Annotated in this window: 25 protein-coding genes and 2 riboswitches; of the genes, 14 read left to right on the forward strand and 11 right to left on the reverse strand. The window is 61.6% G+C overall.

The window, feature by feature from the left end:
• The first annotated feature begins 34 nt into the window (after positions 1–34).
• The 7 genes from C7435_RS08125 (at position 35) to C7435_RS08155 (ending at position 4549) form a co-directional block, all read left to right on the forward strand.
• The gene (locus C7435_RS08125) at positions 35–361 is read left to right on the forward strand and encodes an AtpZ/AtpI family protein (protein WP_075189055.1); all 327 of its coding nucleotides are present in this window, start codon (positions 35–37) and stop codon (positions 359–361) included.
• A 54-nt stretch (positions 362–415) separates the two neighbouring features.
• Positions 416–1210 carry a F0F1 ATP synthase subunit A gene (locus C7435_RS08130; RefSeq protein ID WP_075189056.1) on the forward strand — a complete coding sequence of 265 codons (795 nt, stop codon included), beginning with the start codon at positions 416–418 and terminating at the stop codon, positions 1208–1210.
• Between the two features lie 56 nt (positions 1211–1266).
• Positions 1267–1491: a F0F1 ATP synthase subunit C gene (locus C7435_RS08135; protein ID WP_075189057.1), complete on the forward strand. Its 225-nt coding sequence runs from the start codon at positions 1267–1269 to the stop codon at positions 1489–1491.
• A 74-nt stretch (positions 1492–1565) separates the two neighbouring features.
• A complete protein-coding gene (locus C7435_RS08140) occupies positions 1566–2135 on the forward strand; it encodes a F0F1 ATP synthase subunit B family protein (protein WP_075189058.1) in 570 nt (189 codons plus the stop codon).
• A gap of 3 nt (positions 2136–2138) precedes the next feature.
• Entirely contained in the window at positions 2139–2690 is a 552-nt protein-coding gene (locus tag C7435_RS08145) for a F0F1 ATP synthase subunit B family protein (RefSeq protein ID WP_083634967.1), read from the forward strand.
• 198 nt (positions 2691–2888) lie between these two features.
• Positions 2889–3248 (forward strand): helix-turn-helix domain-containing protein, encoded by a 360-nt coding sequence (locus C7435_RS08150; protein ID WP_121210754.1) that lies wholly within the window; start codon positions 2889–2891, stop codon positions 3246–3248.
• Complete coding sequence (locus C7435_RS08155) at positions 3245–4549, forward strand: type II toxin-antitoxin system HipA family toxin (RefSeq protein ID WP_121210756.1); 1305 nt, start codon at positions 3245–3247, stop codon at positions 4547–4549. The genes C7435_RS08150 and C7435_RS08155 overlap by 4 nt, the downstream gene beginning before the upstream one ends.
• 11 nt (positions 4550–4560) lie before the next feature.
• On the opposite strand, the gene C7435_RS08160 is transcribed toward C7435_RS08155, so the two are convergent.
• From C7435_RS08160 to C7435_RS08190, 7 genes are all read right to left on the reverse strand, one after another.
• Complete coding sequence (locus C7435_RS08160; protein ID WP_075189060.1) at positions 4561–4878, reverse strand: hypothetical protein; 318 nt, start codon at positions 4876–4878, stop codon at positions 4561–4563.
• 304 nt (positions 4879–5182) lie between these two features.
• Positions 5183–6748 carry an aminomethyl-transferring glycine dehydrogenase subunit GcvPB gene (gcvPB, locus tag C7435_RS08165; protein ID WP_121210758.1) on the reverse strand — a complete coding sequence of 522 codons (1566 nt, stop codon included), beginning with the start codon at positions 6746–6748 and terminating at the stop codon, positions 5183–5185.
• A gap of 2 nt (positions 6749–6750) precedes the next feature.
• Positions 6751–8094: an aminomethyl-transferring glycine dehydrogenase subunit GcvPA gene (gcvPA, locus tag C7435_RS08170; RefSeq protein ID WP_121210759.1), complete on the reverse strand. Its 1344-nt coding sequence runs from the start codon at positions 8092–8094 to the stop codon at positions 6751–6753.
• Positions 8094–8510: a hypothetical protein gene (locus C7435_RS08175; protein ID WP_121210761.1), complete on the reverse strand. Its 417-nt coding sequence runs from the start codon at positions 8508–8510 to the stop codon at positions 8094–8096. Before C7435_RS08175 ends, gcvPA begins: the two co-directional genes overlap by 1 nt.
• A gap of 11 nt (positions 8511–8521) precedes the next feature.
• Positions 8522–8887, reverse strand: coding sequence for a glycine cleavage system protein GcvH (gene gcvH / locus C7435_RS08180; RefSeq protein ID WP_121210763.1), 366 nt, complete (start codon positions 8885–8887; stop codon positions 8522–8524).
• 35 nt (positions 8888–8922) lie between these two features.
• The gene (gcvT, locus tag C7435_RS08185; protein ID WP_121210764.1) at positions 8923–10020 is read right to left on the reverse strand and encodes a glycine cleavage system aminomethyltransferase GcvT; all 1098 of its coding nucleotides are present in this window, start codon (positions 10018–10020) and stop codon (positions 8923–8925) included.
• 61 nt (positions 10021–10081) lie between these two features.
• A riboswitch (glycine riboswitch) is annotated at positions 10082–10198 on the reverse strand.
• Between the two features lie 3 nt (positions 10199–10201).
• A riboswitch (glycine riboswitch) is annotated at positions 10202–10291 on the reverse strand.
• A gap of 87 nt (positions 10292–10378) precedes the next feature.
• The gene (locus tag C7435_RS08190) at positions 10379–10765 is read right to left on the reverse strand and encodes a hypothetical protein (RefSeq protein ID WP_121210766.1); all 387 of its coding nucleotides are present in this window, start codon (positions 10763–10765) and stop codon (positions 10379–10381) included.
• A 1058-nt stretch (positions 10766–11823) separates the two neighbouring features.
• Between C7435_RS08190 and C7435_RS08195 the strand changes: the two genes are divergently transcribed.
• Genes C7435_RS08195 through C7435_RS16960 form a run of 4 tightly spaced genes read left to right on the forward strand, consistent with a single transcriptional unit; the run spans position 11824 to position 16143 of the window.
• Positions 11824–13125, forward strand: a complete 1302-nt coding sequence (locus C7435_RS08195; RefSeq protein ID WP_121210768.1) for a DMT family transporter — start codon at positions 11824–11826, stop codon at positions 13123–13125.
• Entirely contained in the window at positions 13122–14369 is a 1248-nt protein-coding gene (locus C7435_RS08200; RefSeq protein ID WP_121210770.1) for a hypothetical protein, read from the forward strand. The genes C7435_RS08195 and C7435_RS08200 overlap by 4 nt, the downstream gene beginning before the upstream one ends.
• Positions 14369–15277 carry an OmpA family protein gene (locus C7435_RS08205; protein ID WP_121210772.1) on the forward strand — a complete coding sequence of 303 codons (909 nt, stop codon included), beginning with the start codon at positions 14369–14371 and terminating at the stop codon, positions 15275–15277. The genes C7435_RS08200 and C7435_RS08205 overlap by 1 nt, the downstream gene beginning before the upstream one ends.
• Entirely contained in the window at positions 15274–16143 is an 870-nt protein-coding gene (locus C7435_RS16960; RefSeq protein ID WP_147422658.1) for a hypothetical protein, read from the forward strand. The genes C7435_RS08205 and C7435_RS16960 overlap by 4 nt, the downstream gene beginning before the upstream one ends.
• Positions 16144–16157: 14 nt before the next feature.
• Here C7435_RS16960 and argS read toward each other — a convergent pair whose 3' ends face one another.
• Both argS and C7435_RS08220 read right to left on the reverse strand, forming a co-directional pair.
• Positions 16158–17924, reverse strand: coding sequence for an arginine--tRNA ligase (argS, locus tag C7435_RS08215; protein ID WP_121210774.1), 1767 nt, complete (start codon positions 17922–17924; stop codon positions 16158–16160).
• Between the two features lie 4 nt (positions 17925–17928).
• Entirely contained in the window at positions 17929–18507 is a 579-nt protein-coding gene (locus C7435_RS08220) for a hypothetical protein (RefSeq protein WP_075189068.1), read from the reverse strand.
• Between the two features lie 113 nt (positions 18508–18620).
• On the opposite strand from C7435_RS08220, the gene ispH reads away from it, so the two are divergent.
• From ispH to rnhA, 3 genes are read left to right on the forward strand one after another with little or no spacing between them, the layout of a single operon-like run.
• The gene (gene ispH, locus C7435_RS08225) at positions 18621–19577 is read left to right on the forward strand and encodes a 4-hydroxy-3-methylbut-2-enyl diphosphate reductase (RefSeq protein ID WP_075189069.1); all 957 of its coding nucleotides are present in this window, start codon (positions 18621–18623) and stop codon (positions 19575–19577) included.
• Between the two features lie 10 nt (positions 19578–19587).
• Positions 19588–20007, forward strand: a complete 420-nt coding sequence (locus C7435_RS08230) for a DUF1801 domain-containing protein (protein ID WP_121210776.1) — start codon at positions 19588–19590, stop codon at positions 20005–20007.
• On the forward strand, positions 20004–20447 hold the full coding sequence (rnhA, locus tag C7435_RS08235) for a ribonuclease HI (RefSeq protein WP_121210777.1): 444 nt from the start codon (positions 20004–20006) through the stop codon (positions 20445–20447). The genes C7435_RS08230 and rnhA overlap by 4 nt, the downstream gene beginning before the upstream one ends.
• On the opposite strand, the gene C7435_RS08240 is transcribed toward rnhA, so the two are convergent.
• Together C7435_RS08240 and C7435_RS08245 are read right to left on the reverse strand one after the other, a co-directional pair.
• Positions 20444–23656 (reverse strand): PAS domain-containing protein, encoded by a 3213-nt coding sequence (locus C7435_RS08240; protein ID WP_121210779.1) that lies wholly within the window; start codon positions 23654–23656, stop codon positions 20444–20446. The genes rnhA and C7435_RS08240 overlap by 4 nt on opposite strands.
• Before the next feature lie 123 nt (positions 23657–23779).
• Positions 23780–24127, reverse strand: a complete 348-nt coding sequence (locus C7435_RS08245; protein WP_075189073.1) for an energy transducer TonB — start codon at positions 24125–24127, stop codon at positions 23780–23782.
• Positions 24128–24213 lie beyond the last annotated feature (86 nt).

Here is a 24213-nt window from a genome sequence, read left to right on the forward strand (position 1 = left end):
GGGGGCTGTTCTTCCGTAGGCAGACCGGTCCAACATGTCAGGCGAAGACGACAACCCACGCAACCAATCCCGAGCCGAACTGGACGAGCTGCAGCTGCGCATTGACGCGACGCGCGGCAAGCACCAGCAACCGGCCGGAAAACCACCCAGCTCCGCCTGGGCCTTGGGGATGCGCTACGGGTCTGAATTCTTCGGCGGTGTTCTGGTCGGCGGCGTGCTGGGCTATGTGCTCGACGTGTTCGCCGGAATCAGTCCTTTCGGACTGATCATCGGTACGATGCTGGGTTTTGCGGCAGGCACTCTTAATGTGGTGCGCGCCGCTCGCGAGATAAGTTCGGAGTCCGACGGCGACAAGGCCTGAGGGTTTCACAGGGTTCAAGGCGGCAATCGCCGCAAGACATGAAAGAGGCCGGGCGTGGCAGACACCAACCCGATCAAGCAGTTCGAAGTCCACGAAGTCTTCCCCTTCGAGGCCTTTGGTCTGAATCTGGCGTTCACGAACTCCAGCTACTTCATGATGCTGACGACGGGGCTGACCATCGTTCTCTTCGCCGTCGCCATGTCGAGCCGGGCCCTGGTGCCGAACCGGGCCCAGTCGGTGGCGGAGATCATTTACGGCTTCGTCGCCGACATGGTCCGATCGACGGCCGGTCAGGAAGGCCTGCGCTTCTTCCCGTTTGTCTTCACGCTCTTCATCTTCATCCTGGTCGCCAACATGCTCGGCATGTTCCCCTATTTCCCGGCGCCGGGTGCCCACTCCTTCACCATCACCAGCCATCTGATCGTGACCGTCGCCCTGGCGATGCTGGTCTGGCTGACCGTCATTGTTTATGGCGTGTTCAAGAATGGTGCGAAATTCCTCAAGATCTTCGTGCCATCAGGCGTGCCGATCTTCATCTTGCCCTTCGTGACGCTGATCGAAATCATCTCCTTCGTCTCGCGTCCGATCAGCCACTCGGTACGTCTGTTCGCCAACATGCTGGCCGGCCACATCCTGCTGAAGGTCTTCGCCGGTTTCATCGTCATGCTGGCCGCCGGTTCGGCGTCCATGGGCATGGGTGAGTTGCCGGGCTATCTGGCCGGCGTATTCCCCTTCGCGATGACGCTGGGTCTGACGGCGCTGGAATTCCTGGTCGCTTTCCTGCAGGCCTATGTCTTCGCGATCCTGACCTGCATTTATCTCAACGACGCCCTGCATCCGGGTCACTGATCCGCAGGCGTCACAACCACAACAACTGATACAGCCCCCTCAAAGGAGTTTTTGATATGGAAGAAATGGGCAAATACATCGGTGCCGGCCTCGCTTGCCTCGGCATGCTCGGCGCAGCTATCGGCGTTGGTAACATCTTCGGTTCCTTCCTTCAGGGCGCCATGCGCAACCCGTCGGCTGCCCAGTCGCAGTTCGGCAACCTGATCTTCGGCTTTGCCGTGACCGAAGCCCTGGGCATCTTCTCGCTGCTCATCGCTCTGATCCTGCTCTTCGTTGCTTGATCATTGAGTTGTGGCCGCGTCACCCGGCGCGGCCTCACTCCTTTGCTCCACCTGACTAGAGGAGCCGGCGTCCCATGACGCACGCACCGCATTCAGAAGTGGCCCAACACGTCGCCGACGCTGCTGCCGATCATGCAGACTCGGGTGTGTTCCCGCCCTTCGACCCGACATATTTTGCGTCGCAGCTCTTCTGGCTGGCGATCTTCTTCGTGATTTTGTACGTCGCGCTGGATCGTTTCATCCTGCCGAAGATCAAGACGACGATCGAGGACCGCCGCGACCGCATCGCGGACGATCTGGACGCTGCCGCCCAAGCCAAGGCTGATGCCGAGGCTGCCGGCGAAGCGTATGAAAAATCGCTCGCTGAAGCCCGCGCCAAGGCGCATGGCATCGCGGCCGATACGCGTAAGGCACTGGACGCCGAGATCGCCAAGGAAACCGCTGGCGTGGAAGCTGAGCTCTCTGCCAAGCAGGAAGCCTCGGAAGCCGCCATTCGCAAGGCCAAGGACAAGGCGTTTGCCGAAGTCCGCGGTATTGCCGCCACCGCGACCTCTGCCGTCGTGGCCGCCCTGTCCGGCGTCGAGGTCTCCGAGGCCGATGCCGGCAAGACCGTCGACGGTCTGATCAAGGCGAAGGAGGCGTAAGCCATGATGATCCGTGCTGAAGAAACCGGACATGGCGAAAGCCAGAGCCTGATGGACTGGATCGTGGCACAGCCTGCGGATCCATCCTTCTACGCCTTCCTGGCCCTGATCGCCTTTTTCGGCCTGCTGCTGCGCATGGGCGTGCACAAGACGATCGCCAAGACGCTGGATGACCGCGCCGACGCCATCTCCTCGGAGCTGGACGAAGCCAAACGCCTGCGTGAGGACGCTGCCGAAATGCTGGCCTCCTATCAGCGCAAGCAGCGCGAGGCGGAAGCCGAGGCCGAAGCCATCATCGCCCAGGCCAAGACCGAGGCGAAATCGCTGAAGGCGGAAGCCCGCAAGGAAATGACGGAGCGTCTGGAACGCCGCACCGCCATGGCTGAGCAGCGCATCGCCCAGGCCGAAGCCCAGGCTGCCGCGGAAGTCAAAGCCGCTGCCGCCGAGCTCGCTGTCCAGGCCGCCGAGGAAATCCTCAAGACGAAGCTGAAGAAGACCGATCTCAACAAGCTCGTCGATGCCGACATCAAATCGGTGGGTGAACGCCTGAACTAGGCTCCCCTCACCCCTGAAAGCCAAAAGCCCGCGGTAATTGCCGCGGGCTTTTTCTTGCATGCCTATATATAAATGGACAAATACGTCCGGTTAACGCCCGCATTCCCCTATAAGAGGACGCAAACGACCTATTTGACAGCGTGCCATATGTGACGTATACGTCCGGTAAGCGTAAAATTTCTGCCTAAACGGACTTATATGGCCGATTATATTCCAGATGATCTGATACCGATCGATTCCCTGCTTGAACAGGTCGGCGCGCGCATCGAGCGCTATCGGATCGCTCGCCGCATCAAGCAGGAAGATCTCGCCCGACAGGCCGGCATATCCAGTCGGACCCTGCGGCGGCTCGAGGCCGGGGGAAACGGCACGCTGGACACGGTCGCGCGGGTTCTCCGCGCGTTGGACATGGACGATCGCCTGCTCGCTCTCGTACCGGACGCGACGGTCAGCCCGCTCGATCCGCGCAGCGACCGTAAACAGCGCCGCCAGCGCGTCCGAAACAGCGTCTCCGTATCGGAACAGCCCTGGCAATGGGGTGACGAGGACGGGGCATGACCCGTGCCGATGTCATCCTGTGGGGGCGCCGGATCGGCGCGGCCCTGTGGGATGACAGCCGCGATATTGGGGCCTTCGAATACGTGCCGGAGTTTACCCGCTCCGGCATCGAACCCGCCCCGCTCGCCATGCCGTTGCGTCCCGGCGTGTTTGAGTTCCCGGACCTGCCCCGTGCGGCCTTCAAGGGCCTGCCAGGATTGCTCGCCGACAGCCTGCCGGACAAGTTCGGCCATCTTCTCATCAATCGCTGGCTCGCCGAACAGGGCCGCGCGCCGGGCAGTTTCAATCCGGTGGAACGGCTCTGCTATACCGGGCGTCGCGGCATGGGCGCGCTCGAATTCGAACCCTCGACGCGCGCCGGACCGACCAGCGAAGGCGGGACCGTCGATATAAGCGGGTTGGTCGAACTCGCCGATCATATCGTCAAGGACCGGCTGGAGCTCAAGGGGCGCCTCGCCGGCGATGACGACCAGCTCGTCCTTGAGGACATCCTGCGCGTCGGCACGTCCGCAGGCGGCGCCCGCGCCAAGGCCGTGCTCGCTTGGAAGCCGGCCACCGGGGAGTTCCGCTCCGGCCAACTCGACGCGCAGGCGGGCTTTGAGCCCTGGCTTCTGAAATTCGACGGGGTCAGCGAAAATGCCGACAAGGAGATCGCCGATCCACTCGGCTATGGCCGGCTGGAATATGCCTGCCATCTCCTGGCGCGCGAGGCCGGCATCACGATGTCGGACTGCCGCTTGCATGAGGAAGGTGGCCGCGCCCATTTCATGACCCGCCGCTTCGACCGCACAAAGACGGGCGGAAAACTGCACATGCAGACACTCGCCGCGATGCGCCATTTCGATTTCAACCAGCCGCGCGCCTACAGCTATGAACAGGCGATCGAAACGATTCGCATGCTCGGGCTTGGCCATCAGACGCGCGAGGAAATGGTTCGCCGCGCCTTGCTCAACATCGTCATCCGCAACCAGGACGACCATGTGAAAAACATTGCCTTCCTGATGGACCGGGCCGGGCAATGGTCCCTCGCCCCGGCTTATGACGTGGTCTACGCCTATAACCCGTCCGGCGACTGGACCTCACAGCACCAGATGTCCCTGTCGGGCAAGACGGACGGATTTGAGCTGGACGATCTGCTGCGCTTTGGCCGCTTCGGCGACATCAAGCCGGCGCGCCTGAAAGCCATGCTCGATGACATCCTGGCGGCCGCGCGAAACTGGCCGCGCCATGTCGCCGCAGCAGAGGTGCCGGAGCGATTGGCCCGCACCGCACATTCATTCTTCCGGATGGACTGGAACTGAGTGCGAACCGGCTATTCGGCCGGATCGGCTTCCTTTTCACCAAAGGCCCAGCGCACGCGCTTCCACAGCCAGGGAACCCGGCGCAGGAGTTCAGTGATCTTGGTGTGCAGCGTCTTGGACGCGCCTGCCACCAGGACAAGGCCCAGCAAGCCGACAAACGCGCCGATCGGCACCAGCGGGAAGGGTGTCAGGATCGCGACGGGAACCGAGATCACCATCAGCAAGAGGCCGATCGCGATGCAGATGCCACGGATGATCAGCACGACAAACGCACCGATCGGGTGGCTCCTGGCCCAGCCATTGAGGCTCTCATTCATCGCTGCGACCATCTCCAACCCCGTTCGTCGGGGCGCACCACCGATATGGGGCGCGCGGACGAACAGACAACCATAAACGCGTAAACATCACCCCAATGCGAGACAAAAGCGCCGAAATTCAGGCGCGCTCATCAGTCGGCGGCAAGATGTTGCATCTGCGCACCGGTTTCGTGAACCGGCTTTACAGGACAGGACTGTCCACCCCACCCTGATCGCCGGAACCCACTGCGGCTCAGACGATGCGCATAAATTAATCGGTTTCGCAGCGCCCTGTCATCCGGGACCGCACAGGTCGCAGTCCCGGATGCCGGAATCGTTACTCGGCCGCTTGTTCCAACGGCGTCCAGCGCAGCACCGGCTGGCGGGCGGCGCGGGTTTCGTCGAGGCGTTTGGTCGGGGCGTGGACCGGGGCCGCCAGGAAGCGGGCGGTGTCACCGGCCTTGGCGGCTGTGGCGAGCGCTTCGAGGACTTCGATGAAACGGTCGAGACCGCTCATCGACTCGGTTTCGGTCGGCTCGATCAGCATGGCGCCATGGACGACCAGCGGGAAATACATGGTCATCGGATGATAGCCCTCATCGATCATCGCCTTGGCGAAATCGAGTGTGGTGACGCCGGTATCCTTGAGGAAACGATCATCAAACAAGGCCTCGTGCATGCAGGTGCCCTCGAAGGCCACGGTCATGACATGGCTGAGGCGGGCCTGGATGTAATTGGCATTGAGGACAGCATCCTCGGCCACCTGTTTGAGACCATCCGAGCCATGGCTCATCATGTAGGTGAGCGCGCGCGTGAACATGCCCATCTGGCCGTGGAAGGCGGCCATGCGACCGAAAGGCGCGCCTTCGGCGTCATCCATGTGCTCGACCAGGTCCCAGCCGCCCTTCTCGGTCTCGACGACGTAGGGGACGGGTGCGAACGGGGCCAGCGCATCGGACAGCACGGTCGGGCCGGAACCGGGACCACCGCCGCCATGCGGGGTGGAGAAAGTCTTGTGCAGGTTGATATGCATGGCATCGACGCCGAGATCGCCCGGACGGACCCGGCCGACAATGGCGTTGAAATTGGCGCCGTCGCAGTAGAAATAGCCGCCCGCCTCGTGGATCAGGTCGGCGATCTCGCGAATATCCCGCTCGAACAGGCCGCACGTGTTGGGATTGGTCAGCATGATGCCGGCGACATCATCGCCGAGCTTGGCCTTGAAGGCCTCCATGTCGACCCGGCCGGTCTTGTCCGCCGGGATCTCGTCGACCGTGAAGCCACACTGTACGGCGGTTGCGGGGTTGGTGCCGTGGGCGCTCTCGGGAACGAGAATGCGGCGACGGCCGGTCTGGCCATCGGCGTCCAGCTTGGCGCGGATCGCCATCATGCCGCAGAATTCACCATGCGCACCGGCTTTCGGCGACAGGGCGACGGCGGGCATGTTGGTCAGCGTCATCAGCCAATGGGCCAGCTCGCCCATCACCTGATAGGCGCCCTGCACCGTCGAGGCCGGCTGCAGCGGGTGCACATCGGCAAAGCCGGGCATCCGCGCGACCTTCTCATTGAGACGCGGATTATGCTTCATCGTGCACGAGCCGAGCGGGTAAAGGCCCAGATCAATGGCGTAATTCTTGCGGCTCAGACGGACGTAGTGGCGCATCGTCTCCGGCTCGGCGAGACCGGGCAGGCCGATCGCATCCTTGCGCTCGAGACCGCCCAGACGGGTCTTGAGACCCTTGGGTTCCGGCAGGTCAACGCCGCAGCGATCCAGGTCACCACGCTCGAAGATCAGCGCTTCGGCCTGGTCGAGACCGCGGCTGCCGGAGATCGTGTCAGCATACCCTCCGGTGGCGATATTCTCGGCCATGCGGGTGGGACGTCCTTGGGTGTTCATCGACATGATCAGAGCACTCCCGCGAGGGCCTTGGCGAAGACGGCGATGTCTTCCGGCGTGTTGGTTTCAGTGGCCGCGACGATCAGGTAATTCTCGAAGCGACCCGGATAGAGACGGCTGGCCGGCACACCGCCCAGCACACCAAAGCGCGCCAGTTCGTTGACGACCTGGTCGGCATTCTTCGGCAACAGCAGGGTGAACTCGTTGAAGAAGGTCTCGTTGACCAGTTCGACACCCGGGATCGAGGCCAGCGCATCGGCCAGCTCACAGGCAGTCTCGTGATTGAGACGGGCGAGCTGGGTCAGCCCCTTTTCGCCCAAGAGCGTCATGTGGATGGTCCAGGCCAGTGAGCACAGGCCGGCATTGGTGCAGATATTCGACGTCGCCTTGTCGCGGCGGATATGCTGCTCGCGGGTCGACAGGGTCAGCACATAGCCGCGGCGGCCATCGGCATCGATGGTCTCGCCGGCGAGGCGACCCGGCATCTGGCGGATGAAGCGGCGATCATCCTTGCAGGCAAACAGGCCGACATAGGGGCCACCGAAATTGAGGCCGACGCCGATCGACTGGCCCTCACCCACGGCAATGTCCGCACCCATATTGCCCGGCGCTTCAACCAGACCCAGCGACACGGCTTCGGTGAAGACGGCGATGACCAGCGCGCCCTTCTCGTGAGCGATGCGCGAGACTTCGCGCAGATCGTGCAGGCGGCCGAAAATGTCCGGCGTCTGGATGACCACGCAGGCGGTGGTGTCGTCGATCTCGGCAATCACGGCATCCAGATCTGCCGGCGCCGCATCGGTGACGGTGATCGAGACGTCGGAATACTTGGCCAGCGTCTTGGACGCCTCGACATAGTGTGGGTGCACCGAACCGGCCATCACGGCCTTGTTCCGGCGCGTCACGCGGGCCGCCATCATGACCGCCTCGGCGCAGGCAGTGGAGCCGTCATACATGGAGGCATTGGCCACATCCATGCCGGTCAGGAGCGCCACCTGGGTCTGGAATTCAAACAGGGTCTGCAGCGTCCCCTGCGAGATTTCCGGCTGGTAGGGCGTGTAGGCGGTCAGGAATTCAGAACGCTGGATCAGATGATCCACGGTCGAGGGAATATGGTGCTTGTACGCCCCGGCCCCCACAAAGAAGGGCGCCTGGCTGGCGGCAATATTGCGTGCCGACATGGCCGCCATGGCCCGCTCGACCTGCAATTCACCCTGCTTGGTCGGCAGGTCGACCAGACCGTCCAGCCGTGCCGCTTCCGGCACATCGGTGAAGAGATCATCGATGGACGCCACGCCGATCGCATCGAGCATGGCCTTCCGGTCGGCATCTGTATGGGGGAGGTATCGCATCAGGTTTTCCTGCGCAGAGAGTTGAACCAGTCAAGGATCGGCTTGTGACCGCCTAGGACGATGGTGATGGTCGTGACGGGAATGAGGATGGCGGTCGTTAGCGCGAGACCATACCAGCCAGCCTCGACTGTCATGGCCCCGAACAGATAGACGCCGACGGCAGCAGCAGCGAAGAAAGCCGTCACCACACTCAATTGGGTCGCCCGTTTGACTGCCCGGCCGGCCCGCCCGAGGCGCTCCTGTCCAAACACGTCGATCGCTGCGTTCAACACGATATAAGCCAGCATCGCCGATGCGGCGCCAGCAAAGACCAATTGGAAACGCGTTGCGTCCTCGTCCCAGATCCAGCGGATCGACAGGAAGAGCATCAATGCATAAGGCAGGACCTGCTTGCTGAACTGACGGAGCTTCCCCATCCAGTCATCCTTTACGCCGTATGAGCGCTGTACGCGGCTTCGTCCATCAGGCCGTCGAGCTGGGCGGCGTCGGCGAGCTTGATCTTGACGAACCAGCCTTCGCCGGTGGCGTCTTCATTGACCTTGGCCGGCTCGCCTTCGAGGGCGTCATTGATGGCGGTGATCTCGCCATCGACCGGGGCATAGACCTCGGAGGCGGCCTTCACCGATTCGACGACGGCGAACTCGTCGCCCTTGCTCAGGGTCTTGCCGACTTCCGGCAGTTCGACAAAGACGACATCGCCCAGCTGGCCAGCGGCGTAGCCAGTGATGCCGACGGTGGCGATATCGCCGTCAACGGTGATCCATTCATGGTCTTCGGTGTAACGCGTGGTCATGGGTTTATCTCCTGCCCCAGAAAAATGATCGGGCCTCAGCCCCGATAGAAATTCGCCGGTACGAACGGCAATTTGGTGATGGTGGCGGCGCGCGGCTTGCCGCGCACAAGAATGTCGACCTCGGTGCCCGGCGCCATGAAATCACGATCCACATAGCCCATGGCGACCGGACCATTCACGGTCGGGCCGAAGCCGCCGGAGGTCACGATACCGATGATATTGCCGGACTTGTCGGCGATCTCGGCGCCTTCACGGGCCGGCGCACCGGTCAGCGTCAGGCCGACCCGCTTCTGGCAGGTCTTGTCCTCGATCTGCTTTGCGACCACGTCAGCGCCCGGGAAATCGCCGCGTTCGCGGCGCGATTTGGCCAAGGCCCAGATCAGGGAGGCTTCGACCGCGGTACGGTTCTCGTCCATGTCATGGCCGTAAAGGCAGAGCCCGGCTTCCAGGCGCAGGCTGTCGCGGGCGCCAAGGCCGATGGCCGCGACTTCATCCTGGGCCAGCAGCAGGCGGGCAATGCGGTCGGCATCGGCCTCGGGGATGGAAATCTCGAACCCGTCCTCGCCGGTATAGCCCGAGCGCGACATCATCACGTCGACACCGTCCAGCGTGAACACGCCGCACTGCATGAAGACCATCTTGCAGGCCTGAGGGCACAGCCGTGCCATGACGTCCTTGGCCGCTGGCCCCTGCAGCGCGAGAAGCGCGCGCTCGGGGATGCGGGTCAGTATGCCCTTGCCAGCCGTCGCCGCTTCGATATGGGCGAAATCGGCGTCCTTGGTCGCGGCGTTCACGACCAGATAGATACCATTGCCGTCCGGACGCGAGACCATCAAATCGTCGCGTATCCCGCCGCGCTCATTGGGCAGCAGGGTGTATTTCTGTTCGCCGGCACCGATCTCCGACAGGTCGCAGGTCAACAGCGCTTCCAACGCCGCCTCGTCACCGACATAGCGCGCCTGGCCCATGTGGGAGACGTCGAACAGGCCGGCCTGCTCACGGCAATGCTTGTGCTCGCCCATGATGCCGAGCGGGTATTGGACCGGCATGTCATAGCCGGCAAAGGGCACCATCTTGCCGCCAAGCTCGACATGGAGGGCGTGGAGCGGTGTCTTGTGAAGCGTTTCGGTCATCTCGGGTCCTTGCAAGGGTGCGATCCTGCACGCCCGGCAAGGCCTGCAAGCTGATCGCCCCCGCTGTCCCGAATACCTGAGAGATTCCGTGCGCGCCGTGGACGCCCCCCGATCGGGACCGGCCGCACTTGCTCCGTCGGTGGGGCGAAGGCTTTGATCCCTCACCCGCTTTCCAGCGTTCTACTCTCCCGCGGTCCCTTGGCCTGAGCGTTTCCGGGGCGGTTGCGCCTTCGGCGCCGGCATATTCGCCGGTCTCTCCCGCGGGGAGTTTGGTCTTGCATCACCCGGTTTCAGGCGGGTTTTGCGATTGCGCCGGACTCTATGAATCCGGGACCGAGAGTCAATGTCACAAGACGGTTTATTCGCCCTGATGGGACAGGTGCATGCAGCGACCGAGCCCGCCCTGGAGCAGTGTGGTAAATTGGGCTTGGTCAGTTGGGGGCAAGGCTGCCGCCTCGGCTGCGGCGGTATCGCGAGCCGCCTCCCAGTCCTCGATCATGCCCTGCTCACGCACCGCGCCCTGCGAGCCCAGCGCGAAAACCCTGTAGATAGCCGGGCTGGCCGCATCGCGCAGAGCGGCATCGAAACAGGTGCAAAACTCCGTGTGATCAACCGGTTCGCCGCCGGAATGTCCAACCTGCTGGATCCGGCAGGCCTGCTGCATCCAGACTGAATACTGCTCCGGATCATCCGGAAACTCGGTTGCTGCGAGGCCGGCGAGGCCGACAATCAGGCTGACGAACATGGCATTTCCCCTCCCAGGTTGACGGGAAGTCTAGCCGATACACCCCCGCTTTCCCTCCCCTGATCGGGGGACGGGTGTGAGATCTGTCGCACGGCGATTTTTGCTTCGATTCCCATTCTTGCGCGCGCGGCCCTTCGACCTCGCGGGACAAAGGAGAGAAGGAGGCGACCGCCGGGTGAAGGGCAGCGCCAGCAGCGAATGAAACGCCGCACACCGCCCAAACGGACCAATATCTTGCGGACCACGCCCACGACCTGAAAACCGGCAGACGCTCGCCAGTGATCATGACCGCACCGCCACAATTTGCCCGACGCGAAGTTTCGACCGCTCGGGCCCACCGGCCCACCAGACACACCTATAAGGAGTCAGAATTAAAAAGAATCTTTCTGATTGCATTTTTCGCGCCTAGATTGCTAATTAGCAATGCTCGCAGATTTTGGGGGGACTATGATCATGGGGCGATCAATTTTTGGCGGCCTGTTGGCTTGCGCGCTTGCACTCCAGGGATGCGCAACGACATCAGGGGGCGGCGGCACCGCCATGGATCGTGCGATCAGAAACTGCATGCTTGCAGTGGGAGCCGGCGCACTTCTAGGAGCGGTTGTCGGCAATAACACAGGCAGCGGTCGCGCCGGTCGCGGGGCAACGACCGGAGCATTGATTGGTGCCGGCGCATGCACACTCCTTGTGGCTGTTGCCAATGAACAAGACCGTGCGCGAATGCGGGAACTGGAACTGGCGGCCATTCAGAGCAACTCCGCCCAGCGCGGCAACTTTGTTGGACCGCGCGGGGAAGGAATTAGCTACTCTGTTGCCCCAAGCCCAGCACCGGTTCCGGCTCCGACTGCGGAGGCTGCGAGTTATACAGCCTGCCGATATTCGCAACAGACGTTGAGCGTTCAGGGCCGTCCAGCTGCAAGTATCGACCCTCAACTCTGGTGCCGCTTGGAAACTGGCGACTGGGAAGCGGTCACCAACTGACACCCAGCCGGTTTTCTTGGACGGCGCGGGCCGTCGAGCCAATCACATCACAATTATTGAGAGCGCGAGGCCCAATAATGTCAGAGCATGAACGCGAAAGCGCCATCGCGGCGTACGACGAACTCGACGTAAGCGCCGGCTCCGAACTTCGCGACGAGCTTCTACGTCACCTAGATGCGGAGGCCCAGGACGCGCGGCTGAAGCTGACGGATCCATTCGGGCCGGGCACAAGCAACCTTACCGGCGGCATGCTTGCTTGGTACCAAGGTTCTATTCGCGGACGGCGCGACGCTGCCCTTCGGGCTATTGCCGACGCCTTTCGCGACATCGCGGCCAATCGCAATGCAGGCGGTGTTTTTTTGGATCGTGACCTCCAGCAGGTCCAGATTGATCTCGCGCAGACCAAACGGGATTTGAAGCGCAGTCAACAGGACCAGCACTCGACCTTGCATAAGGCGTTGGCCGACATGGAGGCAATGGAACGCAGGCTAGAGCGCGAGTTCAACGAGCTTCGGGACAAGGAAAACAATCGGCCGCCTCGGATTTTGAACTGGGCTTTGTATGGCACTGTCCTGCTGGCAATCAGCATCTCCGAGATGATGCTCAACTTTGAAACTTTCAATTCGCTGAATTTCTTCACACCCTTTATCGCATCAGCATTCGCACTCCTGATCGGCGCCGGTCTGGCCTTTGCCGCTCACTTGCATGGCACCTTGTTCAAACAGCTCGAATACTACACGGGCGTGAAGGAACGGGACAGTAAGCGTTGGGCGGCGTGGCAGGTTTTTGGTCTCGGCACCCTCGCCCTGACGACTGTGCTAACGGCGGTTGGATATGCTCGCTCGCAGTATCTCGCCGACTATCTGACGACCAGGGAAATGCTGGGTGGCGGCGGCGATACTGACGCATTCTGGGTGATCGGCGGCTCGTTGCTGGGCAATGTCATCGTCTGGATTGTTGGCGTGATCTTCGCCTACATCCTGCACGATCGAAATCCCGACTATCCCGAAAAAGCCGTCGAACTGAACAGGGCAACCACCAAACGCCGCCGGCTCGAAGCGCGGCTAGAAGGGCCGGTCCGGCGCGAAATCGAGCGCGCAGAAGCGGCCGCTGCCGACGCATCAGAGAAACTCAAGGCCGCTGACCGGGCCCAGCGAGGCGCGAAAGGCTATCGCGAAGCGCAAGCTTATTTGGGGCGCCTCATATCGCAGGATGGCCGGGTCATTGCGGCTCTCTCAGCTTACCGTACACAGCTGCGTTCGCAGAATAAAATAGACGGCGCGCAGGTGCTGATCCCTGCCGCAGGCAAATCGGACGAATACGATACGGCACCTCTGTCCGACTACGGACACTATGACCTGGAGCTGAAGCTCGTATGATTCTGCTCGCGCTACTCACCGCCCTCACGGCATCCCCGATTTCCGAAGAAGCCTACTGCAATGTCGACGCTGTCGATCGCGCACTTCGGCAAACCGCAATCGTTTTGGATGAACATCATATTGTCCATGAGCAACCAGGACGGCCGAACGAGGCCAACCTGCCTTGGCGCCAGGCCATTGGAAACCTGCTGAACCTTGACGACCCGTCGATTGAATCGCGCTTCGCCCCGCGTGAACGTGTCACAATCTTCATCGCTCACCGGGACGGTTCAGGGATGAGTCGTGTCTTCTCAGGCTGCCTGCCATTTTATTCAACGGCCGAGCAGCTAACAATCAGCGAGAACGCCGGTGCACGAAACTCGCTGAACCGCTATCTGGGCATCGGTCCAATTGCGCAGGCACAGAATTACTATTCCCGCCATTTCAGGACGGGACTGGCCGCGGCAATGGCGCAGGCCGCACAAATTGGCACCCCGGAACCCGACAGCGTCGGAATCCAAACCGCGCTCGCTGAAAGTACACTGATTGCGTCACTGGGGCGCAGCCCGTTCCTGACGCTCAGCCAGGGCACGCCGCGTATAATCCTGTATTCGGATTTGGCACGCTTTCGATATCCTGGAGGCACTGTTTCCGAGGCAAAACAACAAGCTCGCGAGGCGGCCGAACAGATCGGTTTGGACCTTCAACGCTCTGAACTATATGTCATCGGCCTTGGGACAGGCCGGAACGGCGACGTGGCACAGGAAGCAGCAATAAGCTTTTTCCTGACATCGCAAGCGAACCTGGTCGGCCTATCCAGTGCGCAAGGTCTACCACAATTTCTTCTGCCGCCGGCGCGGGTCACCTTCTATCAAGGGCGAATCCGCTACCCCAACGGGGAGTATCCGGCCCGAATGCGCCTATCGGTCGATAGAAACGGTGATTCAGTGAACTCCTGGATCGCCGTCCAGACCGATTTGGCCCGATACACACCTTTTTCCGGTGTGCTCGCATGCCGGCCAGACAATGATCAATCCTGCGAGTTCATAGGTGATCGAGTCTTCGCTCAAATATGGTCCGACAATCCAGATACCAATCCGGAATTCCCCGAATGGATGCCGTTCTCGGGCCTTCGCGAAATGGAGTTCTTCATTGAAGGCGACCAGCTGAGCGGCCGGGCCTACGACAGCTCCGTGACCATAACGGGCCTGGAAGACAACGCCCTCCACTTCGAGATGGTCCGGATGGCTACCGGGTCGTTTTGATGCGCAAACTGCTTCTGTCTGCACTTGGTTGTCTTTCTGTCGTCGCAGGAGCGCATGCCCAGCCACCGAAAGGTGTTCCGGTGTTGCAGCCCTGGGAGACTGCAATCATCGAGCACAATGACCGGCGGGACAGAATTCAGCGCCTCTCCGAACGTTATGGGGATCAGCTAATCCGCTATGAAGAATACCTTGTTGAGCGCCTTGAACACGACCTGCCTGATTTCCCGGCCGACATTCCTGTCTTGCAGGTGATTTTCGATCAACAGATTTTCTTCGAGTTCGACCAAACCGTAATCAGGCCAGAGGCGGAAGATGTCATTCAGGTGATCTCTGAAAGTCTGCAGCACGAGCCTCCAGACGTTGTGCTTTTCATCGCCGGCCACACCGATGCTTTCGGCACACAAGCCTACAACTATGATCTTGGCGTAAGGCGCGCCGACGCCGTGGCAACAGAGCTCGCCAGGCGAGGCGTGTATCAAGGCGAAATCTATCGCGTCTCATTCGGCGAATCCGTCCCTGTTGCCAGCAATTCCACGGCGGACGGGCGTGCATTGAACCGGCGGGTGGAATTTCTATTCGGGTCAAAACGGGAAGCACTGGCAATCTGGCTGGAAGCACAGGAAATCGCGCCATGTTCAGATACCGACCTGGGCGGAATTGCCGATTGCCGCGAGCAGGTGGTTTTCTCTGTTGAACCGGTGTCGGTGAGGTTCCCCTCACAGCGGCAAACGCAATTATCCACTGCATCCCATAATTTAAGTCCCGGCGTGGATGACAGATCTCTGACGCTGAATGATCACACCACGGAACAGCTTATCGCGCCGTCCACCGCGACTGTGGACATTGCGCCGGTAGCCTTCCAGGTGGACCTCAGTCGGCCGCGACGCGTTGTTCGAGTTACGCATTGACCGGCATTGGCTTTTCTGGCCTTGCGGCAGGAGCCATGGCAATAATTGGCATTGCAATCGCCAGCCCGTTCGCCTGGCTGTTGCGGACCGATGACCCACCCGTCTCCGATCCAACGCCGCTCATTGATGCTTGCCGAGCACTCTTCCCGAATGCCACTCGCAATCCCTCCGCACCCGGCGGGCTAGAATTGGTTCAGGCAGGCGGTGATCGCGGCCTTTGTGTCTATGGCTCAATAGAAACTCTCTCCAACCTCGATGCCGCCCTGATCCGCTCCAGAAGATTTAGTTCAATCATTCTGAGATCTTCCGGCGGCCCCGTCCGACCTTGGCTATTTTTTGCGGAAAGCCTTCCTCGTCGCCCCCGAACGATCATTGTCGACGGGTTATGTGCCTCAAGTTGCGCCAACTATCTTTTCCCGGCCGGGCGCGAGAAAATCGTTACTGAGGGCAGTCTTGTCGTGTGGCATGGCGGCCCCATCAATGATGTGACAGCATTTGAAAGAATCCTGGGCGACCTTGCGGACGAGGATAGGCAGGCTGCAAGGTTGGACTTTCTGGAAATCGGTGAGCGATCTGAACAGCTCTACCGTTTCTGGGGCGTCAATCGCCACCTGCTGTCCGATACGTTTGGCCAAGCTCCAAGTTACGACGACATCTTGGCTGCAACAAACCACTCCGCTTCCCAAGTCGTTGGGTATGCTATTCCGCCGGACGTCTTGACCGCTTGTTACCAGATAGACGGGCTGGAACGCATGTGGCACCCGGGTGACTCAACCGAAGTCGTGGCGGCCGGATCCGGTCTCTTTGAACGGTCCTGGCTGGCCCGCCTTCCGGCAGGACTCGCCGACCGGGATTGCGCCCACTAGAAGAGACGCGCTACCTACATCCGCTCCGGCGCCTCGAGTCCCACCAGGTGCAAACACAGCTCGAGCTGTTTCAGTGTCGCTTGCGCCAACGCCAGGCGGGAGGCCTTCACGGCGTCGTCTTCGGCGACCAGGACCGGGCAGGCGGCGTAGAATTTCGAGAAGGCCTGGGCCAGGGTGAAGGCATGGTCACAGATGGCGTTGGGCGCTCGGTTTTCGATCGCCTGGTCGAGGGCGGCACCAAAGGCGTCGAGCGCCAGCAGGAGATCGCGCTCTTCCTGGGCGTCAATCGCGATCCTGCCCGGCTTCACGCCGGCCTCTTCAGCCCGGCGCATCAGGGATTTCACGCGCACGGCGGCGTAGAGAAGGTAGGGGCCGGTCTTGCCTTCGAAACTGGTGAAGCGGTCGAGATCGAAGACGTAATTCGTGGTCCGGTAATTCTGCAGATCGGCAAACTTGATCGCCGCCAGTCCGACCATCCGGGCGACCCGATCATGCTCTTCGGCGCCGACATCGGCAGCAAGACCCGCCTCCTTGAGGCGTTCATCGGCGCGTTCGATGGCGCTGGAAATCAGGTCGGCGAGACGGAAGGTGCCGCCATCGCGGGTCCGCAAGCGCTTGCCGTCGGTGCCGTTGACGGTACCGAATTTCACATGCTCCAGTGCGCCTTCGGCGGCCAGACCGGCTTTTTCAGCGGCGCGGAAAACCTGCTCGAAATGGTCAGATTGGGCCAAATCGACGACATAGAGGGTCAGGTCCGGACCGACCGATTGCTTGCGGTCGAGAATGGTTGCCAGATCGGTGGTTCCATAAAGCGATGCACCACCGGATGTGACGAGGATGAGCGGCGCCAGCTCCTTCTTGTCACCGTCGCGGGCGACACGGACAACCCAGGCGCCCTCGCTCTGTTCGGCCACGCCGCGGGCCTTGAAATCCTCGACCAGGCCGGGGATCAGGGGATCGACATCGCTCTCGCCCTTCCACAGGTCGAAATGCACACCCAGCGCCCCGAAATCGCACTTCAGGGCGGCAACAGAGACCTCGATGAAATGACGCAGCAAGGCGCGGTAACCGGCCCGACCGGCCTGCAGTTCGGCGGTCGCGGTGCGGGAGATTTCCAGCCGCGCCGGATCGGCCTTGGCAGCAGCGGAGGCCTGGGGGTAAAGGCGCGCCAGGTCCTCGATATTGACCGGTGGCTCTGACGGGTAGTTACCCGCATGATCGGCGTCGAAATAGACCAGGTCCGGCTGTTCCTGGCGCAGCTCGGTGATCAGATGACCCATCTGCAGGCCCCAATCGCCGAGATGGATGTCGGACACGACCTTGTCACCGCGGAAGCGGAACAGACGTTGCAGGCTGTCACCGAGCACCGAGGACCGCAGATGGCCGACATGCATCGGCTTGGCGACATTGGGGCCACCGAAATCGATCATCACCGTCTTGGGCGCATCAGTCAGCGGCGCGCCGGCGCGCTCATCGGCAGCGATCTCGGCGGCGCGCTCACCGTAGAGATGATCGGCGGGACGCAAATTGATGAAGCCGGGGCCGGCAATCTCGGCAGCGCCGATCTGCGGGATGCCGTGCAGCGCCTCGATCAGCTTGGTGGCCAGTTCGCGCGGATTGGTCTTCGCCTGCTTGGCCGCCGGCATGGCGCCATTGCACTGGAAAGGAAAGACTTCCGGGTTCTGCTTGGACGGCGTCACACGGCCCAGCTCACGCGGAAGCTCGAGGGAAGCAAACGCGTCGCCCAGCACGCTGCTGAGCTGATCGGCAATAGACGGCATGAGTTTAGTCCTGGCCGGCTGCCACGCGGAAACGCTGGCCGGAGCGGTTGAATGCGAGTTGTTCATCGGTCAGCTCAAAGCCGACCAGGATCTCGAAATTGGTCCCCGACGTGCCCTCGTCGGCACGCGGGATGGAGATGGCATCAATGGTCTCGGTCAGGAATACCCGATCCTCATCCGCATCGAAACGGACCCGGATCGGGAAGATTTCCTTTTCAATCACAGCCATGTCGCGGCGGGTAATGGCGACAAAAAACTCATAGGTGCGCTCGCGACCCTGGGCTGCGGGACCACGTCCAAAACCGAAGTCGATCTCCAGATTGGCCAGGATCGGTCGTTCCCCGTAATAGCTGCACAAGGAGCGCACCGCGAGCACTTCGCCGGTAAATCCGACATTCTCATATGCCACTTCGCCATCACGCAGCTCGACGATACGATGGGCATCGTAAAGCGACAGGGCTGACGGGCACGGGCCGGCATTCGGTTCCGGGTCCGCCAGCACGTTCGTGACGCTCTGGCACGAGGACAGCAAGCCGGACATCGCGGCAATGAGGGCAAGAGAACGCGCGGATTTGAACGACATTATGTACTACCTGTCCTGGAAACAGACCCGGCCGCTGGCTTGGACCCGGGCACTTTGTTAGGACGGTCATACGATGGAGATGCCGCTTCCGCAACGCCATCGCTGAAGGAGAGATGAGCGTGACCGCGACACCCCGCCCCCCGCTGACCATATTGCGTGCTGCTCCGCGCGGCTTCTGCGCCGGTGTCGACCGGGCAATCCAGATCGTCGAGCGCGCGATCGAACGCTTCGGCGCGCCGGTCTATGTCCGCCACGAGATCGTTCACAACCGCCATGTCGTCGAACGGCTGGAGGCCTTGGGCGCCGTTTTCGTGGAAGAGCTGGATGAATGCCCGACCGACCGCCCGGTCGTCTTCTCGGCCCATGGCGTGCCCAAGACCGTGCCGGCCGAAGCGGAACGTCGCGAAATGATCTATGTCGACGCCACCTGCCCGCTGGTCTCCAAGGTCCATGTTGAAGCCCAACGCCATTTTGCCAATGGGGATGAAATCATCCTGATCGGCCATGCCGGTCACCCGGAAGTGGTCGGCACGATGGGTCAATTGCCCGATGGCGCCATCAGCCTGGTCGAGACCGTCGAAGATGCCGGCCGTTTCGAGCCGAAGGACCCGGCGCGGATCGCCTTTGTCACCCAGACCACGCTATCGGTCGACGACACCTCGGCCATTGTCGAGGCGCTGCACGCGCGCTTTCCCGACATGAAGGCGCCGCACAAGGAAGACATCTGTTACGCCACCACCAATCGTCAGGCTGCGGTCAAGGCGATGGCGCCGCGCAGCGACATTGTCTTCGTGATCGGATCGCCCAATTCCTCGAACTCGGTCCGCCTTGTCGAAGTCGCCCAGCGTGCCGGCGCCCGTCGGGCGGCCCTGGTTTCATGCGCCGCCGATGTCGATTGGGACAGTCTCGGCGCCATCCGCACCGTCGGCATCACCGCCGGCGCCTCGGCACCGGAAGACCTCGTCGAAGGGCTGATCGAAGCCTTCAGAACGCGCTATGATATCAGCCTCGAAGACATCCGCGTCACCGATGAGGATGTTGTCTTCAAACTTCCCCGTGTCGTCGCCTGAGGAGGGCATCATGGCCGAGAACAAGACCCAGCCGAGCGCGACATCAGCGTCTGAATTCATTGCCAGCATCGAGAACCCGACCCGCCGCGCCGACGCCGAAACCATGCTGGCCATGATGCAACGGATAACCGGTTGGCAGCCGCGCATGTGGGGACCGTCCATCATCGGTTTCGGTGAGTATCACTACAAATATGAAAGTGGACGCGAAGGCGATTTCATGCGCACGGGCTTTTCGCCGCGCAAAGCCAATCTCGTCCTCTACATCATGCCCGGCTATGCCGACTATTCCGACAAGCTCGCCCGCCTCGGCAAGCACAAGATCGGCAAATCATGCCTCTACATCAACAAGCTGGCCGATATCGACATGGCCGTCCTTGAAGAAATCATTGAGGCCGGTCTTGATGACATGGCGAGGAAATACCCGTTGTGAGCACCATCACCATCCACACGGACGGCGCCTGTTCCGGCAATCCCGGCCCCGGCGGCTGGGGGGCGATCCTGGAATGGAATGGCCACCGCAAGGAATTAAAGGGCGGCGAGGCCGACACCACCAATAACCGCATGGAAATGATGGCGGCCATCCAGGCCCTGGAAGCGCTCAAGAAAGCGGACCGCTCGGTCATCCTGATCACCGACAGCGTCTATCTGCGCGACGGCATCACAAAATGGATCCATGGCTGGAAAAAGCGGGGCTGGAAGACGGCCGACAAGAAGCCGGTCAAGAATGTCGATTTGTGGCAGCGGCTGGACGATCTCACCCGGTCGCACACGATCGACTGGCGCTGGGTGAAAGGCCATGCCGGAGATCCCGGCAATGAGCGCGCCGACGAACTCGCCCGCGAAGGCCTCGCCGAAGCGCGCGGGCGCTAGCCGTAGCGCGACTGTCCGCCACCTGTCCCCGCGCCAGGCGCGTCCGCGGTCTCGCGCCGCAAGGCGTCCAGCACATCCGGCAAGTTCAGCGGCTTGGTGAAATAGCCGGTTGCGCCGATACGCGCGCACAATTCCCGTGTTGCCCGGGTCGCGTCGGCGGTGAGGGCAAAAATCGGGATATCGGCATGGCTGGTCCCGGACGCGCGAATACGCCGGATCGCCTCATCCCCCGCCATCACGGGCATCTGGATATCCATCAACACGGCGTCGAAACGATTGGTATCGAGCAGGTCGAGGGCCTCAAGCCCATTGCCCGCCGTGATGATCTCGTACTGATTGTTCTGCAGCAGGGCGGTGAGCACCATCAGGTTGGCCTGCACATCGTCGACCACCAGAATCCGGCGTCCCGTATTGTCGTCGCCGGTCTGGCGCGAGGTCATGACCGGCGTCTTGGACAACTCTTGGTCATCGGCGGCCGGAAGGGGAAGATTGAACCAGAAGGTCGACCCTTCGCCGGGCACGCTCTCGACCCCGATCTCACCGCCCATCAAGGTCACCAGTTCGTGGCAGATGGCGAGTCCCAGGCCGGTGCCGCCATATTGGCGCGTGATTGAATTATCGGCCTGGGCAAAGCGGTCAAAAATACTGGCGAGATGGCCCGGTTCAATTCCCGGCCCGGTATCACTGATCCGAAACTGGACCAGATCGCCGTCCCCGGCACGAATATCGATGCTGACCCGGCCGCTATCGGTGAACTTCACGGCATTGCCGACGATATTGATCAGGATTTGCCGCAACCGTTTTTCATCACCCACGACAATTTTCGCAACGTCAGGCGCCAGGGACGTATCCAGTGCGAGCTGTTTCTCCTGCGCGCGCAATCGCGTGATATCGCTGACCATCGCGACCAGTTCCGGCATCTCGAACGCCCGCTGCTCAAGCTCGATCATGCCGGACTCAATCTTCGAGATGTCCAGGATGTCGTCGATGAGATCAGCCAATGCCTGGCCGGAACTGCGAATGGTTTCGACATGCCGTGACTGCTGTTCGGTCAGCTCGGTCATGTGGAGGACCTGTGTCATGCCCAGAACGCCATTGAGCGGCGTCCGGATTTCATGGCTCATATTCGCAAGGAATTGGGACTTCGCATGGCTGGCGCTCTCAGCGCGTTCGCGGGCGAGTTCCAGGGCGGCGGCCTGCTCGATATCGGCCGTCACGTCCATATGAACGCCGGTGATGATCGGCGGCGCATCAAGGCGCTCCCGATAGACCCCGAAGGAGCGGATGTGCCGGTAACCGCCATCGGACCGGCGATAGCGATACTCACGTCGGACATGGGTTTTGGATGCGTAGGCGTTCGCCAAGGCTGCCGATACGCCCTCACGATCATCCGGGTGTATCCCGTTGACCCAGTCATCCGGCGCAGGATTGGGCGAATCGTCGGCGATGCCGAACAAGCGGCGACTGCCATCATCCCAATGATATTCGCCGGTTGGCGGGCAGACGTCCCAGACGCCAATGCCGGAGCTCTCAAGCGCGACTTCGAGTCTCGTCGATATGAGACGCACTTCTTCCTCGCGTTCGCGACGTTCAGACACGTCCTGGAACGAGCCGACCAAGCGGATCGGCTTCCCGTCCCGGAGGACCCGGCGTCCGACCGCGCGAACCCAGACTCGCCTGTTTTTCGCTGTAATCAGCGGAAGCTCCAAGTCCCACGGCTCACCGGTTTCAATGCAATGTGCAACCGCTTCCGAGATCGGCCCGCGGCTCTCCGGTGCATAGAAATCGATCGCGGTGTCCATGTTCGGAACATAGTCCGTATCGACTTCGTGGATTTTGCGAGTGATGTCGTCCCAGATCGGCGTCATCGTGTCGAGATCGACTTCCCAACTCCCGATCCCGCCCAATTCGGTGACCGCCGAGAGTCGTTCCAGCGATGCCTCAAGCTGCCTTTGGCTGGCGGCCAGACCGGCTTCAACGTGTTTGCGGTTCGTGATGTCAAAGCGGATGAATATGTAGCGCTCGATTTCGCCGTCCGCATTCATCTGCGGCGCGACGATTGAATCGACCCAGAACAGCTCGCCGGACTTGTTGCGATTGCAGATTTCCCCGCGCCAGGGTCGGCCCGCCTTGATCGTCGATCGCATCTCCGCCCAGAACGCGTCCGAATGCATGCCTGAGCTCAGCAGGGACTGATGCGTCTTGCCGAGAATTTCTTCCTTCGAGTACCCGCTTTGTCGGCAGAACGCGTCATTGACATCAGTGACGACACCGGCCGGGTCGGTCACACTGAACACAGTGTGTTGCCGGATGACGTCCATCAGGGACTGGGTTTCGCGCAGCGCCCGGCTCAGCCGTTCACGCGTCTCTATCTGCGCCGTGATATCCGTCTGGACCGACATGAAGCCGGTACAACGCCCGTCCTCGTCCCGAATGGGCGTCAATTCGATGAGAATGGTGTACTCGGCACCATTCTTGGCGCGGTTGACGAGTTCCACCTGGCATTCCGTGCCCTCCCGGACCGCCGCGGCCAGCGTCTTTATGGCGCCGGGGTCGGAATTCGGGCACAGAAGGAACGTGCCAGGCAGGCGACCGCGGACCTCCGCAAGCGTGTAGCCGGACAGGCGTTCGAAGGCCGGGTTCACCCAATCAATCACACCATCACGGTCCGTGATCACGACCGAATTGTGGGTGTGACGGGCAACCAGTGCGAGGCGTTCGTGTTCACGCGCATCCGTGCGCTCCCGGATCAGTTCCTCAATCATCCGCGCCAATGATATGAGGCGGTTTCGTGCGCTCTCATCCAGGGCCAGGGGAGCGTCGTGGATCGCACACAATGTGCCCAGTTTCTCCCCCGTCGGGAGACTGATCGGCACGCCGGCATACCCGCGGATATGGGGTTCGCCGGTAACGAGTGGATTGTCCGCGAACAACGGATTGGTCCGTGCATCATGCACTTCGTAGACATCACCCTGCTGGATCGCGTGATGACAAAAAGCCCAGGATCTCGGTGTCTCTCGGGCCGGCAGGTTGACGGCCGACTTGAACCATTGCCGGTCACGATCGACCAGCGAGACGGCCGCCATGCGGGCGCCGGTCACCGCTGTCACCAGATCGGTAATCGCCTCGTATCCCGCCTCAACACCGGTGTCGAGCAGACCCAGCGCATGCAGCGCTGCAAGGCGATCTTCTTCGCAGATTTCCGGCATGACGGGGTCCGTGGCTGGCGTTACTGGCAATCGAAACGTTCAGCCTCGGCGGAAATGGGCAAGAAAACGTAAAGAGCCGCCCGGGCCGGGGCGGCTCTTCAGTCACGGCTGGGTTAAGCAAGCTTACTCGCCGAGGCGGAATTCCAGTTCACGGGAGTGACCATCGGTCTGGGCGGCGGCCGGCGCGTAACGCCAGTTTTCGATCGCGGCAAGCGCGGCGCGATCAAAAACGCCTTCCGGGCTGGCTTCGACGATCTGGGCGTTCACGACATTGCCGTCAGCGTCGATCGAATAGGCAATGCGAACTGAGCCCTCAATGCCGCGACGTTCGGCGCCACGCGGGTATTCCGGGGCAACCAGCTCGACGCTTTCGCGCTCGGGGCCGTTATTGGCAGAGGCCGGGGCGCTCAGGGCGACGGGGGCGGCAATGGCGGACAGACAGACAAGGGCGGAGAGGAATTCGTTTTTCATGGCGCTCACTCGGGCGTTGTTGGTTACGACTGCGAGCGGGGTGTAGGCCGATGAAATTGCGATGCGCTTTCTCGAAACGCTAAAAA

Source organism: Maricaulis maris (assembly GCF_003634045.1).
GTDB lineage: Bacteria > Pseudomonadota > Alphaproteobacteria > Caulobacterales > Maricaulaceae > Maricaulis > Maricaulis maris.